Source organism: Gelatiniphilus marinus (genome assembly GCF_042684345.1).
Classification (GTDB): Bacteria; Bacteroidota; Bacteroidia; order Flavobacteriales; family Flavobacteriaceae; genus Gelatiniphilus; species Gelatiniphilus marinus.
In genome coordinates this window covers 129037-147325 of record NZ_JBHULK010000006.1, presented here as the reverse complement: position 1 = coordinate 147325, position 18289 = coordinate 129037, and the positions used below count along the sequence as shown (strand labels likewise).

Genomic DNA, 18289 nt, shown 5'->3' with positions numbered 1-18289 from the left:
AAAAGAAGCTGAAAACACCTTTAAAATCAAGTACATATTGTAATTGTAGCAAAATTGATTATATTTATAATGAAGAATTTTAAGCTTGGTTTAAAGAGTTGATTTTTAAACTGAATAAAAAATTGTAGGTTTGTAATGCTTTGTATTGATTTAAAACATTAAGATATGTCAAAATTTGGAGAACTTATCGATGTGGACATACCTGTTCTGTTAGATTTTTTTACAGAATGGAACGAGCAATCTACTGCCATGCACCCCGTACTTAGAGACGTTGCCGCGGCCTTGGGCGATAAGGCAAAAGTGATTAAAATCGATGTGGAAAAAAATCAAGAATTAGCCGAAGCTTTGCGGGTAAAAGGCTTGCCAACACTAATTATCTATAAAGATGGCGAAATGAAATGGCGCCAAAGCGGAGAGCAAGATGCCAATACGCTTATTGGTATTATCCAGCAATACGTTTAATAAGTTTTTTGTAATTGCGTGTATGTCGCACTTTTCGCGGCTCAAGTACTAATTTAACTTATTTATTATGTAAAGTATTTTGTTGTTCTGTCCAGAAAGTTCCTAATATCCCCAAGCCATTGTTAAAAAATACCACAAAGCATTAATTACCAAAGAGCCGGTTAATAGGCTAGAGAGTTGTTTTTGGAAAGAAAAAAAGCACTACCATCTTAAAAAATAAAACCCAAGGTTTTAAAATAAATTAAATCTTGGGTTTTTTTATCGATAATATTTATAAGGCGTTAATTCTGGATGCACCCAGCAGAACTTCAGATTTCCTGAATTGAAACCCTGGAGTTTCTTTATTTTCCAGAACTATAAGTTCCCGATTCTTTGGGGTTAAAACCTAACTGGTCTATTTCAGTTTTACCTCCACTCAAAATCGCCCGTTTCAACAGACCAATTGTTGCCAAAAAAACCTGCGCTTTTTACGGCCGGCATACCATTTTGCAACACCTCGTCATCAAAAAGCAACACATCAGGAAATGTGGTGCCGTTTACCAAATAGTGGTTCATATACGCCGCTTTCATGCCTTTGCTGCCTGTTGCGGTAACTACGCCTACACTGGCTATGTCGCTATCTTTTCTTGGCACTATAAAGTACATGCCCCATTGGTTTCCAAAAAGTAATTTTCCGTTAAAATTTACACCGTAATCCTTCACTTGTATTGGGCAATCCTTCAAAAGTTTGTTCCACGCCGTGTTATTATCGGCATTGCCGTAAATCACAACATTTCTGTCGGCATATTTTTTTAATGAGAAATCGACATCCTTCACCATTTCAATATGGCCATTGGCGCGGTACCAAAAGGTTTCGGCATCAAAACGCGCCCTGTTGTAATACCATTCGTTTTCTGTTGGCGTGCCATTTGTTGCGTACACAAACACCACGTTATTTCTAAAAGCATCTTTAAAACCACCGTTTCTATGTGGTCCTTTTTCTTTTAAACTAGGTGCTTTGGTAATTTGCCACGCCTCATTCACCTTCTTAAAAAATACGCTTTTATCATTTTGGATTTTTATTGAATTCCCATCAATTTCAATACTAGAATTATCATCCTTTAATGCTGAAAAATCAACTTCAATTACCGCCACATTATCGGTTTGTAATTTATAGCCATCTGCTTTTGAAAACTTAAAAGAACTGGTTACAAAAGGTTGCTCTTGCTGATGAATGGTTATAAAATGAGAGCTGGCAGAAACCCCTGGCGAACCGGTAAAGAATTCATATTTTTTTATACCGGAAGCCTTTTTAATACTGCGCTGCTTGAAAAAGTTAAAAATAGGATCCCAATCTACACTGTGGTTGCCGTACCAATGTGTGCCTTCTGGGTACTCGTAATAGGTAAAATCGGGATGGAATTTCCCCAAACGTTCGCGCATGTCTCGTGCAATGGCGGTTGGTACCACATTATCAATCTCGCCGTGCAATACATAAACCCCGTGGTGCAAGTAGTTGCGAATAAGCTGCAAGGTCCTGCTTGGTGTACCTGCCCTGTAGATTATGTTTTCCATGGCCGTTGGCACGCGTTCTGCACTGAGGCGTTCCAGTATTTTTGGGCTAATTCCTGCGCGTTTTAATTGTGCTTGGGTCATATTTAACATTCTTTTTGTAAACCCATTTCTATACAGAAGCAAATCTGGATAACCTGCACATGGCGCAATTGCAGCAAACTTGTCGGGGTAGGTTGCCCCCAAATACCAAGTGCCGTGGCCACCCATAGAATGCCCTGTTAAATATATTTTTTTACTGTTGGGCTTGTAAATACTTTTGGCATCTGCTAAAACCTCGAGCGCATCTAAACGTCCCCAATCTTCCCACGCAAAACCAAACGGGCGGCGATTGGTTGGCGCGATTAAATTGCCCCAATCTTTCTTTGTATAAGCATTGGCTTGATTTACAGCCTCAACAGACGCCCCGTGTACCGATAAAAACAAGGCGCCATGTTCTAGGTTTTTATTACTTGAAGGGGCTACGCTGTAATATTGAATACTGCCATCCACATTACTTTTAAAAGTACGTTTATGGTGGGTATGCTTAGATTTTATTTCAATTTGAATGGTATTTGCATTAATTAATGTGCCGTTTTTGGCATTCAAACTTAATTTTAAATTGGTTTTTTTTAATTGTTTTTCATCTGAAACTGAAGCTATTTTAAAAGGCACTTTTTGAACGCTTAATGGCGGAATATTAGGAATTTGGTGCGCTAGCGATACCCCGTTGATTTCTGAAGTTACCGCGTGGTTTTCAAGCCAATTTTCAGATGTATTTATTATTCTGATAGCGCCCAAATAGGTTTTGTCTTCTTCAATTAAAAGATCGGGCAAGGTTAAATCTCGGGTGGTAAACTGCACGGGTGTTTGCGGAGCAATTAATCTTGCTCTAATCCTTGGAAAACGCCCTACTTTCAACACGAATTTATTTAATCCTTTTTTTAATTTTAACGGTATTAAATTCCATCCAAAATCGTAATGGTCGCCTTCGTGCGGCAATCCATTTATTAAAACCAGCGAATGCCCCGAGGCTTCAAATAGTACTGTTTTTTCGGTATCTGACCGGTAAGTTAAATACACGTAACTGGACCTTAAGTTCCTGTTGTTAAAACTATTTGTGCTGTCTGTTGTAATGGTTTTCCAGGTAAGTTGTTTTCCTGTAAAATCAATATCAAAAACATCGTTGTTTTCGGGTTCGTAATTGGGCTGCATTAAAAACCGACCAAAAACTTGGTCTTTTGGAAATGATGAGGAGTTAAACTTGAAATTCTGAAATTTTAAAGCCAATCCTGTTTTAAAGACGTGCAATAGTTTACCTTCTTTTATGTCGTTAACTTTTTCTTTTCCGAAGTATTCTACAATATTGCCCGTTCGCTCTTGTGCTGTTGCACTTAACGAGAGAAGCATTAAGAGCAAACTAACTGTTTTTAATTTAAGCTTTAATAAATGCATTGTAAATAGATTTTATTTTTTTATAAAATTACGTATTTCGTTTCATCAAAAAACATTTTTCTCCCGAATTACTCGGAACAACAACAATTACTGGACTTTAAATAGATGCATTGGTATTGCTTAAATTGATTTTTTTTTTAAGTAATACGATTATAATGCACACAAAAAAGCTTAGTAAAATAAATCCACTAAGCTTTTAAATTTGTTTAACAACCAAAACTGCTGTTAATTTTATTAGAATTTAAATGTTACACCGGCATTTAGCGTAGTACCGTTAAACCCAAATTGATTTACTTCCCATGGGTACCTAAAACGGCCTCCTAAATCGGTTACCACATCGCCTTTGGTATCAACCTCGTCTGGATAAACATTAAGCAAGTTACTTGCCGATACATTTGCCGAGAATTTATCGCTAAATTCATAATTAATTACTAAATCTGTAATTACTTTACCAGCAAAGGTTTGATCGTTTGTAGGTGTGGTAGCATGTTGCCATGTAACCTCGCCAAAATAGGTGTTATTAACTATAAAGTTCCACTTATTAAGTTCATAATCCAAACCTAACAAGATTTTAGACTTTGGTCTTGCCGATATAATTCTAGATTGCTCTTTTCTGTTAAAAATATCGTATCCGTTGGCTTCTAACAAGGCAGGCGTTCCTATTTTTCCTTTAATTTTGGTGTCGTTAAAATTGGCTGCTAAGGTGGCATCTAATTTACCGTTACCCAATTCTATATTTCCGTAATTAAGAACCACATCTACTCCTGAAGTTTCGGTATTTACGGCATTGGTAAAGAACTTTAAACTTGTAATAGAATTATCTATTAATACTTGTTCTACAGGGTTTGTTGAGGCGTTATCGCCATCAAAACCTATTTCTCCAGTAAATAAAACACGGTCGTTTACTTTTACGTTATAAAAATCTACCGAAGCTGTAAAGTTGTTTTCAAACTTATAAGTAATACCCGCAGAAATATTCTTGGAGGTTTCAGCCGTTAATTGTGGTACGCCCAAACCAGCTCTAATTACAGGATCTACATTGTTAAAAGTACCTTGATTTGAAATGGTTCCTCCAGAAACCAATGTTTGTATATTACTTAAATATATTTGATGTAACGATGGTGCTCTAAACCCTGTACTGTAAGAACCTCTTAAGGCACCGCTTTTCCCAAGCGAATATCTTGCATTTACTTTCCAGGATGTGTTATCTCCAAAATCACTAAAATCTTCGTAACGTACTGCACCGCCAATTAAAAGTGCCTCTGTTGGCTCCCATTCCAGATCGGCATAAACGCCATAATTATCTCTTGTAGCGGTTACCTCGTTACTGGGTTGCAACCCTGGGAAAGATTGAGCGCCACCACCTACATAAGATGCAGATTCGCCTGCTTTGGCAGTAAAACGTTCGCCTTTAACCTCGGCGCCAAAAGCAACGCTTAATGTGCCAAAATTTCTAGAAACATCGAAATTTGCTAAGGTGTTGCTAAAGGAATAAGCGCCCACATCAAAAGAGGTTGGGCTACTGGCACCTAATGAGGGGTTTAAACTATTGGTTACATTATAATCTACAGCGTTTCTACCATAAGTACCACTTAAATCTACATTAAAGCCAAGTAATTCCCATTTGGCTCCTGCCGTAACGTTGTTGTCTCTAACGTCTGTTTCAAAATTTGGCTGAAATCCTTGATAAGTTGTTCCAGCTTCGTGTAATAAATTAAAAGGATCTTGCACCCAATATGGTGCTCTGTACAAGGCAAAGCTTTTGCCTTTTCGGTAAGACAAGCCTCCAAATGTATAAAACTCGCCGTTGCCACTTTTAAAAGGTAAGCCTGCATTAAAAAACACATCGGTTTTCTTTAATTCTGGCTGGCCAACAGTCATTCCCAAATCCGGATTTTCTGCTAACCAAGAGCCAAAAGTTGGGTCGTTGGCGGGCACACCAAATAGAGCATCTGCCCCAGGAGTTCCCGATCTATTTGTTTTGTCTTGTTCATAATACCCAAAGGTTAGGTTTAAATACGCTCCATTTTCTCCTGTTAAGGCTGTATTTAAATCTATTCCGTAATTAAAGCCATCGCCTTCTGTGGTAACTCCGGCTTTTGCATTAACCGTGGTATATTCTACGCCTTTTTTTAAGACCATGTTAATTACACCCGCTATCGCATCAGATCCGTATTGTGCAGAAGCCCCATCTCTTAAAACTTCAATTCTTTCAATAGCTGCTGCAGGTATGCTTTTTAAATCGACACCTACTTCACCTTTGCCCGGTGTATCGTTTATATACACTAAGGCACTTTGGTTTTTTCTTTTTCCGTTTACCAAAACCAAAGTTCTGCTTGGGCCCAGGCCTCTTAAATCGGCCGGATCAAAATGTGCCGTGGCATCTGAGATTGTTTGAGTTGATGAATTAAAAGAGGGCACCTTATAAGTTAGCATTTTATCTACAGTGGGTTGTCCTGTGTTTTTTAATTCACTTACCCCAATATTATCAATGGGTACAGGAGAATCTAGTATGGTTCTTGGTTTGGCTCTATTGCCTACCAATACAACTGCATCGAGTGCCACTCCAGATTTTAAGGTAATATTTAATAGGCTTCCCGATACTACAACCTCTTTGGTTTCGTAACCAATATAAGAAAAAACAAGAGTTTCACCCTGGTTTACGCTTAATGAATAATTTCCGTCAAAATCTGTTGTTGTTCCAGTTGTAGAACCTTTAACAATTACCGAGACTCCCGGTATGGGTTGCGATGTGTCGTCTGTTACAACACCTGAAACCGTCTGGCCCAATATGAGATTAGACACCCCTAAGAACATTAGTAAAGCCAAAGGTTTAAAAGAAAATAATTTGCTCATCATTATTATTATAATTTTCAATTTAATTGCTGCGAATATATACATATTACCGAATGAAACGACAGCTAATCGACGAAATTTTGCGATCCGATACAGTATTTATAAGAAAAAGCGCATATTGCCAATATTTTTTCAAAACAAATTGCCAACTATTGTTTTTTTTTTCAAAGCCATTCCAAGAATAAAACTTTTTAAAAAGCCAAATGGCAAGTATTATTTTGCAGCAGCAGAAACCAAGGAAAAAAACCATGAAAATATTTGCACTCCATAGTATTTAACTAAATTTGCACTTCAATTTTATAAGTATGTACAGAAGTTATAATTGTGGCGAATTAAACGCCTCGCACATAAATACAGAAGTTACCCTATCTGGTTGGGTTCAAAAATCTCGAGATAAGGGGTTTATTGTATGGGTAGATTTAAGAGACCGCTACGGTATTACCCAATTGGTTTTCGATGAGCAGCGCAGTTCTAAGGCTTTAATAGAGCAAGCTCAAAATTTAGGTCGCGAATTTGTAATTCAAGTTAAAGGAACGGTAATCGAGCGTGCTTCGAAAAACCCGAATATGCCAACCGGCGACATTGAGATTTTGGTTTCAGAATTAACTGTGCTAAACGAGGCCAAATTACCACCATTTACTATTGAAGATAAAACCGATGGCGGTGAAGATATAAGAATGAAATATCGCTATCTGGATATTCGCCGTAACCCTGTAAAAAACAGTTTGATTTTTAGGGCGAAAGTTGCGCAAGAGGTTCGAAATTACTTATCGGAAGAAGGTTTTATCGAGGTAGAAACCCCGTATTTAATAAAATCTACCCCAGAGGGTGCCCGCGATTTTGTGGTGCCAAGTAGAATGAACGAAGGCCAGTTTTACGCATTGCCACAATCGCCACAAACCTTTAAGCAACTGCTCATGGTTGGCGGCATGGATAAATATTTTCAGATTGTAAAATGTTTTAGGGATGAAGATTTACGAGCCGACAGACAACCAGAATTCACACAAATAGACTGCGAAATGGCGTTTGTAGAGCAAGAAGATATTTTAAATGCTTTTGAAGGATTAACACGTCATTTACTTAAAGAAGTTAACAATGTTGAGGTTGAAAAGTTTCCGCGTATGCGTTACGATGATGCGATGCGTTTATACGGAAACGACAAACCAGACATTCGTTTTGGGATGGAATTTGGCGAGTTAAACAAAGTTGCGCAACACAAAGATTTTGGTGTTTTTAATAATGCCGAATTAGTTGTGGGCATAGCCGTTCCCGGAGGAAATAGTTACAGCAGAAAAGAAATCGATAAGCTTATAAACTGGGTAAAACGCCCGCAAGTTGGTGCTTTAGGCATGGTGTATTGCCGTTGTAATGATGATGGCACATATAAATCATCTGTCGATAAATTTTACAATCAAGACGATTTAGCAAAATGGGCAGAAATAACAGGTGCTAAAGCAGGCGATTTAATTTGTGTGCTTTCAGGCGAAACCAACAGAGTACGTGCACAACTTAGTGCTTTACGTATGGAAATGGCAGAACGTTTAGGCTTAAGAGACCCTAAGGTTTTTGCACCGTTATGGGTAATCGATTTTCCGTTATTAGAATTAGACGAAGAAACAGGTCGATACCACGCCATGCACCACCCATTTACATCACCAAAACCCGGGCAAATCGAATTATTAGATTCTAAACCAGGTGAAGTAAAAGCCAATGCCTACGATTTGGTATTAAATGGAAATGAAATTGGCGGCGGTTCTATAAGAATTCACGATAAAGCCACACAAGCCATTATGCTTAAACATTTAGGGTTTACAGAAGAAGAGGCCAAAGCGCAATTTGGCTTTTTAATGGATGCTTTCGAGTATGGTGCACCACCACACGGCGGTATAGCTTTTGGTTTAGATAGATTGGTTGCTATTTTAGGCGGACAAGAAACCATTAGGGATTTTATCGCCTTCCCAAAAAACAATTCGGGACGCGATGTTATGATTGATGCACCAGCACCATTAGACGAGAAACAACTCGAAGAATTGAGCTTAAAACTCAATATAAAATCATAAGCCATTAAAATCCTGCAAATCGCAGGATTTTTTAGTAGTTTTATAACATGCGCAAAACCTCTAAAAACATATTACGCAAATTTTTAATCTGGAAATACAAGCATGTTTCCGAACGCCAATTTGTTTACATACTCAGTATTTTAGTTGGTTTTTTAGCAGGAATGGGAACGGTTTTGTTAAAAAACTTGGTACATTACATCCAACTGCTTTTCGAATTGGATTTTTTTAATAATTACCAAAATTCACTTTATTTTATTTTCCCTATAATCGGGCTGTTATTAGTTTATCTTATTAAACAAATTTGGCTTAAAAAACATATTGGGCATGGTATTTCAACAACCTTGCATGCCATTTCCAAATTAAACGGTATCATCCCTCGATATAATATTTATGCAGCTTTAATTACAGCACCTTTAACCGTAGGCTTTGGAGGTTCGGTAGGTTTGCAAGGGCCTGCAGTAAGTGTTGGTTCGGCTCTGGGCTCTAACGCGGCACGTTTATTTCACATGAACACCAAAACAAGAATGCTATTAATTGGCTGTGCAGCAGCTGGTGCCATGGCATCTATGTTTAAAGCACCAATTGCCGCCATTATTTTTGCTATAGAAATTTTTAGCTTAGATATTGCTTTTGTTTCATTGGTTCCGTTGTTGTTGGCTTCGGTTTCTGCCGTTGTAACATCGTATTTGTTTTTGGGAACAGATGTATTGCTTCGTTTTGAATTAACAGATACTTTCGAGGTTAACGACATTCCGTTTTACGCCATTTTAGGTCTGGTAACCGCATTGGCTTCGGTTTATTTTTCAAAAGTGTTTTTTGCAATAACCAACTTTTTTAAGCAGTTTGAAAGTCGTGCAATTCGGTTGTTGATTGGTGGATTAGCCATAGGCACGATGCTTTATTTTATACCACCACTGTACGGTGAAGGTTATGGTATTATGAATAATCTTTTAAAAGGCGACCACATAGCTGCCATTGGCAAAACCCCTTTTAATTTCGATCTGTCTAACATTTGGGTTGTTATTGCTTTGCTTTTAGGTATTGGCATATTTAAAGCCATAGCCATGACCACCACTTTTGGTGCTGGTGGAGTTGGCGGTGTGTTTATACCCACATTGGTAATGGGAAGTATTTTGGGCAATGCTTTTGCAAAAATAATTAACAATATTGGCTTTGGTTTTCAGGTGTCCGAATCTAATTTTACCTTAATTGGCATGACTGGTTTAATGGCCGGTGTTTTACACGCCCCATTAACCGCTATCTTCCTTATTGCAGAAATTACTGGAGGTTACGAGCTTTTTGTGCCTTTAATGATTGTATCTGCCACATCGTTCGCCATTACAAAATATTATATATCCCACTCCATTTACACCTTAAAACTTGCAGAACGCGGCGAGCTTATAACCCACAACAAAGACCAAAATGTTTTAATGGTTTTAGATATTGATAAAGTAATTGAAACCAACTTTATTATTTTAAAACCCGATATGAAATTAGGCGATATACTAAAAACCGCCGTTGCAAAATCCTCTCGCAACCATTTTCCGGTGGTTAACGACCAACACGAGTTTTTAGGCGTTATAAGGTTAGACGATATTAGGCACATGATGTTCGACACCAATCTCTACAACAAAGTAAATGCATCTAGCCTAATGCATGCCGATGCCGGTATTATTGATTATAACAAAGATTCAATGCACGTTATTATGGATAAATTTAAAAGCAGTGGCGCATGGAACTTGCCCGTAATTAAAGAAGGGAAATATTATGGTTATATCTCAAAATCCAAACTATTAACGGCCTACAGGCAACAATTAATTAATTTTACATAAAATATAGAATAGGCCTGTAAATATTTGACAAAAAATGAAATACCTTATTATAATATTAGCCATAGCAGCGTTAACCAGCATTGTTTTAGGCTTTGTACTCGATGAAGAATATAGCCAAAAACTTATTGGTTTTGGTGTAATGGGTTTGTTTTTAATAGTGTTTCCGTTGTTTTCTTACTACCGATGGAAAGATAAAAACGTAAAAGACTATATGCTTACCAAAGAAAATTTAGATAAAATGCGCGACAGCCAACATCAAAATAAATATTGATATTTGATGCCAATTACCTAAACTTTCCAGAAATCACAGAATTTTTACAAAACGCAAAACGGGTTATTAGATATTTTACTAGTTTACCTTTACATAAGAAGGCAGTATAAATAATAGTAAAAACCTAATGAAAATTAAGGTGATGGATTAGGAATCGTTTCGTGCACTTCGTTAATTTGCGCTAATACCTCGTCGCTTAAAACAACATGGATACTATCAATATTTTCTTTAAGTTGTTTTAAATTGGTTGCTCCAATAATATTGCTGGTTACAAAAGGCTGCTGTGTAACAAAGGCTAAACTCATTTGAGCTAAAGTTAAATTATTAGCCTCGGCGATTTTTAAATAGCGTTTTGTTGCTTCTGTAGCTTGTGCATTTGAATAGCGTGAAAATCTCGGGAACAGTTTTAATCGTGCATTGTCTGCTGCGGTTTCCTTTATGTATTTGCCCGAAAGCACACCAAATGCCATGGGCGAATAGGCCAATAACCCAATATTTTCGCGTATGGAAACTTCGGCTAAATCACCCTCAAAAGTTCTGTTTAATAAAGAATACGGGTTTTGTATGGTGGCCATTCGGGGCAAGTTATTTATTTTAGATTCTTCTAAAAAACGCATGGTTCCCCAAGCTTTTTCGTTTGAAATACCTATGTAACGAATTTTACCTGCTTTAATTAGGCCATCTAGGGTGTGGAGCACTTGGTTAAAATTATCCTTCCATGCATTTTCCGTATTATGCTTATAATCTCTGATGCCAAAATAGTTGGTATCGCGTTCGGGCCAATGCAATTGATACAAATCTAAATAATCTGTCTGTAAACGCCTTAAACTGTTATTTACTGCTTCTTTAAGCGCTTCGGGAGCAAACCCATTGGTACGAATATGTGCCGTATAATCGCCATTTCCAGCTATTTTTGAGGCTAAAACAACTTTGTCGCGTTGGCCTGTTTTTGCAAACCAATTGCCAATAATGGTTTCGGTACTCCCATAAGTTTCTGGGCTTGCTGGAACGGCGTACAATTCGGCGGTATCCCAAAAATTCACCCCTTGGTCCAGCGCATAACTCATTTGTGCAAAGCCTTCTGCTTGTGTGTTTTGGTTTCCCCAAGTCATGGTGCCTAGGCATATTTTACTGATTTTAATATGGGTGTTGGGTAGTTTTGTGTATTTCATGAATAACAACTTAGTATGGTTTACAACTAAATGTAAAGATAAAAAACCTTTAAAAGCTATTAAGGTTTTTAAAGGTTTTTTAGGCGTTAGGATAGAAGCTATTTTTATGCTGCCCAAAAGCCCAGCTAAAAGGGAACGTCCTAATTGTTATCTGAGGCATACCATTCTGCAAACGAGGTGTCGGTTTCTTGGAGTTTTAAGGCGTGCAGTGCGATGTGGTTTGGCAGGCGTTTTTTTATTTTGTTTGCAAAGTCTATAACCATCATCTCGCTAGTGGGCTGATAGTTTACCAAAAGCACGTTGTGACCACGGTTTTCGAGCTCTTTGGCTAGCTCGACATGGGGTGTGTTTTTGTTGAAAACGGTGGCATGGTCGAAAACGTTTACAATTTCTTCTTTTACAATTTTTTTTAAATCGCTAAAATCGATTACCATTCCAAATTTAACATTATTGGCATCTGTAATGGGTTTTCCAAATACGGTTACCGATAGTTTATAGCTGTGGCCGTGTACGTTTTTACATTTGCCGTCGTAACCGTAAAGGGCATGACCGGTTTCGAAAGTGAATTGTTTTGTTATGCGAATGTTGCTCATGGTGTGTTGTTGTTTGCTGTGTAAAGATACTATCTTCTTTTTGTTAGTTGCAAAGTAAACCCTTATTGGCCTTTAGCATGTAATAATTGGCTATTAAAGCTTGGGAATTACTTGTGGTAATAGCGGGTTACTTTTTATCAATTCGTTTTTTATTGTGCCTAAATATTACATAGGCAATTAGCACCAATGTTGCAAAAGGTAACATGGAGCCAATAAATACACCGATTTCGTAATTAGAGTTTGGGGCGTTATTTATTTTTTCTTTGATATCTATTTGGTTTAGTATGGCAATTAATAAACTCATAGTAATTGTTTTAGCTCTATTTTGCAAGCAGCCAAAGTTAGCTGTTTTTTGATAATGGGATAAATATTTTTCTGAAAATGATGATTAAGGGAAAACCCCGGGCAACAATCCAAAATGTTATGGCTGTAAATATGGCGTACAGTTTATAATCGAGCTTGTCTAACCAGAACAATATAGGGATAAATACCAAAAAGGTTGCTATTAAAAGTACGTTGCGCAACACCTTCATTTTACCCAGGCCTTTAAAAATACCATCGAAAATAAAAGCAAGTGTGCATAGGGGTTGCATGGCTAAAACAATCCAAAATATGCTGTAAAACTGATTTAAAACCTCGGGGTCGTTTGTAAAAACATTTCCTAATGGATAATAAAAAACACCTCCAACAAAAGCAACTAATATGCCAATAACAATGCCGTATTTTATTAATTTGTTGCTTAGTTTAATAAGTAATTTGTATTCTTTTCCGCCGTATAATTTACCCGATAAAATATTTCCTGCGCTAGAATAACCATCGACAATAAAAGCCCCAAGAAACCATAAATTAATAGCAATAGTATATGCCGCAATATAGGTTGCGCCGTAGCTAGTAGCAAATGCACTAGCATAATAAAGGGTAACATTTAAAGCAATGGTACGGATAAAAAGATTAACAATCATTAATATAAAACGATTGATTTCTTTGTTAAAAGGAAAGCTTAATTTTAAGGGAATCGGAGTTTTTTTAAGTAAATAATAGGCGGCAAAAACAGCCATGAGCAGTTGTGCAATTACACTAGCATAAGCAGCACCTTTAATGTGCATGGGCACAATAAGGCCATCTATTCCGTAAACCAGTACCAAGTCTAGGGCAATATTGGTAAAGGTGCCAATAATAGCGATAAGCATGGGGTAATAGGTGTTTTGTAAACCTCGAAAAGCACCAAAAACAGCTATGGTAAAAAGCGTAAATGGAAACCCAAAAACACGAATCCTGTAATAATCTACGCTATATTCTAAAATTAAGCCAGAGGCATTATAAAGCTTAAAAATTTGGTTAGCAAAAGGGTAAGTGCCAATTATTATTAAAACACTTAGTGATGTAATAATAAACATAGCCTGAGCTGGCAGGCTTTTAATTTTATCGAGATTATTGGCGCCAACGTATTGCGAAACGATTGATGAGATAGCACTACGGGTCTGCCCCAAAACCCAAATTAGCATCGATAAAAAAGTGGTTACAATACCTACCGCTGCCAAAGACTCGGTGGCATTAAACGCCACATTTCCAACAATAGCGGCATCGGTTAACGATAATATAGGCTCTGATACACCGGCAATTAAGGCCGGAACCGCCAATTTGTTTATGCGTTTTAAGCTTATGTTTGTGCTCACAGTATTAATTCGTAACAATAAAAAGGGTGATGGCTTTGTTTTGGAAAAAAAATATTGCCCAATTTTTTATAGCCGCGAAGTTCGTAAAATTTCTGGTTTCTTTGGTTTTGAGAAAAAGTATCTAGCCTTATTGATGCACAGTTGTTATTTTTGGCGAAATTTTCGGCAAAATCCATTAATTTTTGCGCATATCCTTGGCCTTGATATTTAGGGTGAATGGCTAAACGATGGATGTAAATATTACGATTGTTTTCGGTTAACCATGAAACGGCTTTATATTCTTTATCCATAAAATACGATACAACAATGCAGCCAACTACTATTTTATTCTTTTTAATAACAAATAACTCTCCTTTTAAAACATCATTTTTTAATACGGTTTTGTTGGGATAATTAGCGTTCCATTGATAGATGCCCTTGTTTATCATGTAGCTTGCGCAAGCTTTGGTAACTTCTAAGATTCTATCTATATCTTCAAATTCGGCCTTGCAAATCATTAATCATGTTATGGTTTTTGAAGTTTTTTTCAAATTTAAACTTTTACTTTGTTATTATAAGATTGTAAATGCTAGAAAAAATCAATACCATTAGCTTTAACGGTTCACAAGGGTTTCGAGCCCCACATACGCTAACCTTACTTCAAAAAAAAAACTGCGAAAAAAATTTTATTGTATTTAATAGGAACAAAATTAGAAAAATTGATAAAAAAATGTAATTTTGAAAAATGTTAAAAAGGCATTCTGCCTTTATTTAATACAAAGAAAATTTCGGGGATGTAGCTCAGTTGGCTAGAGCGCTTGACTGGCAGTCAAGAGGTCGTCGGTTCGAATCCGATCTTCTCCACTAATAATGCCAAGCTTCAGAAGATTTTGTCTTTTGGAGCTTTTTTGTTTGCGCCCAGTTTGCACGTATAAATGAATTTAATTTTTTATTTTCATTTTGATATGAAATTTATTTATTCCAATTAAGGCCAGTAAAATTCAATTCTCTCAGACTTTTAATCATTAAATTTTGATCTATAAACTAATAAATTATAGCTCAAGAATCGTGAATTTTAGAATTAGCAATCTAAGAAATAGCCTAATATAAGCTATAATGAAGAAGTGTTAAAGGCTATAGCGTTAAAAGGGACACGAAATTGGTTAAATACTTAAAGATAATATATTACCCGTTGTGCATTTAAACAATGCTAATTTTTAATTTATTGATATTTCTATCAAATATAAATTTATTGATGTATTGAATAACGGTCAATGCTGTTAATTTTGACAGTATTCTGGTTTTAAAACCCTGAAAGGATTTAGCATAATTCCTGCGAATCATAAACTGATCGCATAGTTGGGAAAATAGAGTTTCAATTCGTTTTCTTTTCTTTCTAAAAACGTAAGCTTGCTTCCTGTAGTTGCGCTGGTTTTTCCGCATGGGAACTTCTAGCTTGATTTTTTTGCTCTCGAACAGATCCAATTGATAATCCGCACTTAAATAGCCTTTGTCGCCCAAAATGACACAATCGCTGAATTGGCTTTTTACATCATTCAAATAGTGGATGTCATGCACAGAGGCCTTGCTTATTTCAAAGCTTTTAAAAACACCTTCAACGGAACAAACGGCGTGAATTTTATAGCCGTAATAGTGCATGTTCTGGCTCGCGCAGAAGCCCCTGTCCGGGGAACTGTAAAAATCCTCTCTACAGATTTTACTGCCATTGCTTCTCGATAATTTAACGACCTCCAAAGGCATGCTGTCTAGAACAAAGTAATTTTCAAATTCAATAAGTCTTTCACAGAGTTGATTTATTAAAAATTCAATAGCGGAAAACAATTTTCGCTTTCTTCTATTATAGACAGAGCGTTCTATTTTGAGTTTTAAAACATCGGGAAGCACTCTAAACAGCTGGCATTCGCTATCTATGCTCATATAATCAGATGTTAAATTTATAGCGATCAGCTCGATGTCTTTGAGTTTTGGCCGTCGATTTTGTCTTAAAAACTGTTCTTTATCTGTAATTATCTTCAATACTTTTAAAATTTTGTCGTAATTTGCTTTAAAGTTGTTCATCGTATTTAATTGTTTGATATCCAAATAAATATACGACTTATTCGTAAGTCAATGAACAACTTTTATCTTTAAATCATAATGCACAACGGGTTCAGATAATATATTAATTGTAACACACGATGCCAATTATCATGGTTTAGAGGTAGAAAAATCTACTTACGCACAATTATCAGAATTTAAACTCTCAAACGGCGAAACCTTGCCCACCTTAAGAGATTATATAATTGCCGGAATGCAAAACAACGATTCCACAGGATTGGTATGCGAAATAAAACCATCAAAAACCGAAGGCCGAAATACCTTAATGGCCGAAAACGTCTTGAAATTGGTAAAAAAACTAAAAGCCGAAAATTATATTTTGTCTTACATCAGTTTTAGTTATGCCATTTTGCAAAGAATAAAAGAGCTGGACCCCAATGCCAAAACACAATATTTAGATGGCTCGAAACCCCCAAAGCGATTAAAAGAAGATGGTATAACAGGATTAGACTATTTGGTTTATAAATACAAAGTGAAGCCAGAATGGATAACAAGTGCCAAAGAAAAAGGTTTAATATTAAACACATGGACAGCCAATACAACTGAAGATATCGATTGGTTTTTAGCAAACGATTTTGATTACATTACTACAGATGAACCAGAACTTGTTTTTCAAAGAAGCGAAAAAAGCCCAACAAAAAGTGGCTATAAATTGGTTTGGAGCGACGAGTTTAACTACCAAGGAAAACCAGATTCTACAAAATGGGCTTACGATTACGGTTTTATAAGTAACCGAGAAAAGCAATACTTTACAGATAGTTTGAAAAATGTTAGGGTCGAAAATGGGGCGTTAATAATGGAAGCTCATAAAGAAAAAATAGCAAACGCAAAATACAAAACCAACGAGTTTAAAAACAAAAGTTGGGTACAATATATCGCAGAAATTGATACCGCGCAATACACTTCGGCAAGATTAAAAACCGATGGCTTGGCTTCATGGAAATATGGACGTATTGAAGTTAGAGCAAAGTTACCAAGGGGCGTTGGTTTGTGGCCCGCATTATGGATGTTGGGCGAAAACAGAAAAGAAGTGGGCTGGCCAGAATGTGGTGAGATAGATATTATGGAACATGTTGGTTTTAACCCAGACTCTATTTTCGGAACCATTCACACCAAAGCCTTTAACCACATGAAAGGCACGGAAAAAGGGAAAAAGATTTTTATTGAAAAACCTTACGATAAGTTCCATGTGTTTGCTTTAGAATGGACACCCGAAAAAATGGACTTTATTTTAAACGATACCGTTTACAATCATATAAAAAACGAGCATAAAACCATAGCAGAATGGCCGTTCGATCAAGAATTTTATTTGATAATGAATGTGTCTGTTGGTGGTATGCTTGGTGGACATAAGGGGATTGACAATTCCGTTTTTCCGCAGCAAATGGTAGTTGATTACGTTAGGGTTTTTCAACAAAAAGAATAAAAAACAATGAAGCACATACTACTAATATTAGTTTTATTTATGAGTTTTTCAAGTTGTAAAAATGAAAAACAAAGTAGAAGCCAAAAGCTAAATGTAATAACTTACAACATCCGTTTGGATGTCGCTTCCGATGGTGAGAACGCCTGGGCAAACCGAAAAGGGTTTTTAAGTTCGCAAGTACAGTTTTACAGCCCCGATATTTTGGGCGTGCAAGAGGCACGACCCAATCAAATGACTGATTTAAAAGAAGTTCTAAAAGACTACAAAACCATTGGCATTGGTCGCGATGGCTATAATAAAGGTGAGTTTTCAGCTATATTTTACAACGCAAAAAAACTAAAAGTTGAAGAAGAAAATACCTTTTGGTTATCCGAAACTCCAAGTGAAATTTCAATGGGTTGGGATGCCGCCTATCCTAGAATTTGTACTTACGGGCTTTTCACTGTACTCGAAAACAATCAAAAAATATGGGTGTTCAATACGCATTTAGACCATGTTGGAAAAGAAGCACAGTTACAAGGCATGCAACTTATTCTTAAAAAAATAAAGACTTTAAATACCAATGATTTTCCAGTAATTGTTATGGGCGATTTTAATGTAGAACCCAATAGTGAGCTCATCACAAACCTTAAGCAAACCCTTAACGATTCAAAAGATAAAGCAAAACTTGTTTTTGGATCAAAAGGAACATTCAATGTATTTAAGTTCAACGAGCCTGTTACACGACGTATAGATTACATTATGTTGTCAAAATCCACAAAAATTGAAGTCGAAAAATACGGTGTTTTATCTAGTTCCATAGATTTAAAATACCCATCGGATCATTTTCCCGTATTCGTAGAATTAACATTAAAATAGA

15 protein-coding genes and 1 tRNA gene are annotated in these 18289 nt (G+C 36.5%); 8 read left to right on the top strand and 8 right to left on the bottom strand.

The window, feature by feature from the left end; all coding sequences use genetic code 11:
• Positions 1-165: 165 nt before the first annotated feature.
• Positions 166-462, top strand: a complete 297-nt coding sequence (locus ACFSQS_RS13615; RefSeq protein ID WP_388020014.1) for a thioredoxin family protein — start codon at positions 166-168, stop codon at positions 460-462.
• A gap of 405 nt (positions 463-867) precedes the next feature.
• Here ACFSQS_RS13615 and ACFSQS_RS13610 read toward each other — a convergent pair whose 3' ends face one another.
• Positions 868-3447, bottom strand: coding sequence for a carboxylesterase family protein (locus ACFSQS_RS13610; RefSeq protein WP_388020011.1), 2580 nt, complete (start codon positions 3445-3447; stop codon positions 868-870).
• A gap of 234 nt (positions 3448-3681) precedes the next feature.
• Complete coding sequence (locus tag ACFSQS_RS13605) at positions 3682-6264, bottom strand: TonB-dependent receptor (RefSeq protein ID WP_388020008.1); 2583 nt, start codon at positions 6262-6264, stop codon at positions 3682-3684.
• Here ACFSQS_RS13605 and ACFSQS_RS13600 point away from each other — a divergent pair.
• The 4 genes from ACFSQS_RS13600 to ACFSQS_RS13585 are packed head-to-tail and all read left to right on the top strand — an operon-like array spanning position 6239 to position 10466.
• Positions 6239-6574 carry a hypothetical protein gene (locus tag ACFSQS_RS13600; protein ID WP_388020005.1) on the top strand — a complete coding sequence of 112 codons (336 nt, stop codon included), beginning with the start codon at positions 6239-6241 and terminating at the stop codon, positions 6572-6574. The two genes, ACFSQS_RS13605 and ACFSQS_RS13600, sit on opposite strands and share 26 nt — an antisense overlap.
• Before the next feature lie 34 nt (positions 6575-6608).
• Positions 6609-8363, top strand: coding sequence for an aspartate--tRNA ligase (gene aspS / locus ACFSQS_RS13595; RefSeq protein WP_388020002.1), 1755 nt, complete (start codon positions 6609-6611; stop codon positions 8361-8363).
• A gap of 47 nt (positions 8364-8410) precedes the next feature.
• Positions 8411-10195, top strand: a complete 1785-nt coding sequence (locus ACFSQS_RS13590) for a chloride channel protein (protein WP_388019999.1) — start codon at positions 8411-8413, stop codon at positions 10193-10195.
• A 34-nt stretch (positions 10196-10229) separates the two neighbouring features.
• Positions 10230-10466, top strand: coding sequence for a hypothetical protein (locus ACFSQS_RS13585; RefSeq protein ID WP_388019996.1), 237 nt, complete (start codon positions 10230-10232; stop codon positions 10464-10466).
• Between the two features lie 134 nt (positions 10467-10600).
• On the opposite strand, the gene ACFSQS_RS13580 is transcribed toward ACFSQS_RS13585, so the two are convergent.
• From ACFSQS_RS13580 to ACFSQS_RS13560, 5 genes are all read right to left on the bottom strand, one after another.
• Entirely contained in the window at positions 10601-11638 is a 1038-nt protein-coding gene (locus ACFSQS_RS13580; RefSeq protein ID WP_388019993.1) for an aldo/keto reductase, read from the bottom strand.
• 140 nt (positions 11639-11778) lie between these two features.
• Entirely contained in the window at positions 11779-12231 is a 453-nt protein-coding gene (locus tag ACFSQS_RS13575; protein WP_388019990.1) for a 6-pyruvoyl trahydropterin synthase family protein, read from the bottom strand.
• Between the two features lie 127 nt (positions 12232-12358).
• Positions 12359-12535 (bottom strand): hypothetical protein, encoded by a 177-nt coding sequence (locus tag ACFSQS_RS13570; protein WP_388019987.1) that lies wholly within the window; start codon positions 12533-12535, stop codon positions 12359-12361.
• A gap of 37 nt (positions 12536-12572) precedes the next feature.
• The gene (locus ACFSQS_RS13565; protein WP_388019984.1) at positions 12573-13907 is read right to left on the bottom strand and encodes an MATE family efflux transporter; all 1335 of its coding nucleotides are present in this window, start codon (positions 13905-13907) and stop codon (positions 12573-12575) included.
• On the bottom strand, positions 13904-14404 hold the full coding sequence (locus ACFSQS_RS13560) for a GNAT family N-acetyltransferase (protein ID WP_388019981.1): 501 nt from the start codon (positions 14402-14404) through the stop codon (positions 13904-13906). The genes ACFSQS_RS13565 and ACFSQS_RS13560 overlap by 4 nt, the downstream gene beginning before the upstream one ends.
• A gap of 272 nt (positions 14405-14676) precedes the next feature.
• Between ACFSQS_RS13560 and ACFSQS_RS13555 the strand changes: the two genes are divergently transcribed.
• Positions 14677-14750, top strand: a tRNA-Ala gene (locus ACFSQS_RS13555).
• A 336-nt stretch (positions 14751-15086) separates the two neighbouring features.
• On the opposite strand, the gene ACFSQS_RS13550 is transcribed toward ACFSQS_RS13555, so the two are convergent.
• Positions 15087-15965, bottom strand: coding sequence for an IS982 family transposase (locus tag ACFSQS_RS13550; protein WP_388019978.1), 879 nt, complete (start codon positions 15963-15965; stop codon positions 15087-15089).
• Positions 15966-16065: 100 nt separating this feature from the next.
• Here ACFSQS_RS13550 and ACFSQS_RS13545 point away from each other — a divergent pair, with 100 nt between their 5' ends.
• The gene (locus ACFSQS_RS13545) at positions 16066-17430 is read left to right on the top strand and encodes a family 16 glycosylhydrolase (protein WP_388020182.1); all 1365 of its coding nucleotides are present in this window, start codon (positions 16066-16068) and stop codon (positions 17428-17430) included.
• Between the two features lie 6 nt (positions 17431-17436).
• Positions 17437-18288: an endonuclease/exonuclease/phosphatase family protein gene (locus tag ACFSQS_RS13540; RefSeq protein WP_388019975.1), complete on the top strand. Its 852-nt coding sequence runs from the start codon at positions 17437-17439 to the stop codon at positions 18286-18288.
• Position 18289: the final 1 nt, after the last annotated feature.

Excerpts from the sequence above, each read along its gene's own strand:
- ACFSQS_RS13615 (WP_388020014.1), top strand. The coding sequence starts at position 166 with ATGTCAAAATTTGGAGAACTTATCGATGTGGACATACCTGTTCTGTTA.
- ACFSQS_RS13610 (WP_388020011.1), bottom strand. The coding sequence starts at position 3,447 with ATGCATTTATTAAAGCTTAAATTAAAAACAGTTAGTTTGCTCTTAATG.
- ACFSQS_RS13600 (WP_388020005.1), top strand. The coding sequence starts at position 6,239 with ATGAGATTAGACACCCCTAAGAACATTAGTAAAGCCAAAGGTTTAAAA.
- ACFSQS_RS13605 (WP_388020008.1), bottom strand. The coding sequence starts at position 6,264 with ATGTTCTTAGGGGTGTCTAATCTCATATTGGGCCAGACGGTTTCAGGT.
- aspS (WP_388020002.1), top strand. The coding sequence starts at position 6,609 with ATGTACAGAAGTTATAATTGTGGCGAATTAAACGCCTCGCACATAAAT.
- ACFSQS_RS13590 (WP_388019999.1), top strand. The coding sequence starts at position 8,411 with ATGCGCAAAACCTCTAAAAACATATTACGCAAATTTTTAATCTGGAAA.
- ACFSQS_RS13585 (WP_388019996.1), top strand. The coding sequence starts at position 10,230 with ATGAAATACCTTATTATAATATTAGCCATAGCAGCGTTAACCAGCATT.
- ACFSQS_RS13580 (WP_388019993.1), bottom strand. The coding sequence starts at position 11,638 with ATGAAATACACAAAACTACCCAACACCCATATTAAAATCAGTAAAATA.
- ACFSQS_RS13575 (WP_388019990.1), bottom strand. The coding sequence starts at position 12,231 with ATGAGCAACATTCGCATAACAAAACAATTCACTTTCGAAACCGGTCAT.
- ACFSQS_RS13570 (WP_388019987.1), bottom strand. The coding sequence starts at position 12,535 with ATGAGTTTATTAATTGCCATACTAAACCAAATAGATATCAAAGAAAAA.
- ACFSQS_RS13560 (WP_388019981.1), bottom strand. The coding sequence starts at position 14,404 with ATGATTTGCAAGGCCGAATTTGAAGATATAGATAGAATCTTAGAAGTT.
- ACFSQS_RS13550 (WP_388019978.1), bottom strand. The coding sequence starts at position 15,965 with ATGAACAACTTTAAAGCAAATTACGACAAAATTTTAAAAGTATTGAAG.
- ACFSQS_RS13540 (WP_388019975.1), top strand. The coding sequence starts at position 17,437 with ATGAAGCACATACTACTAATATTAGTTTTATTTATGAGTTTTTCAAGT.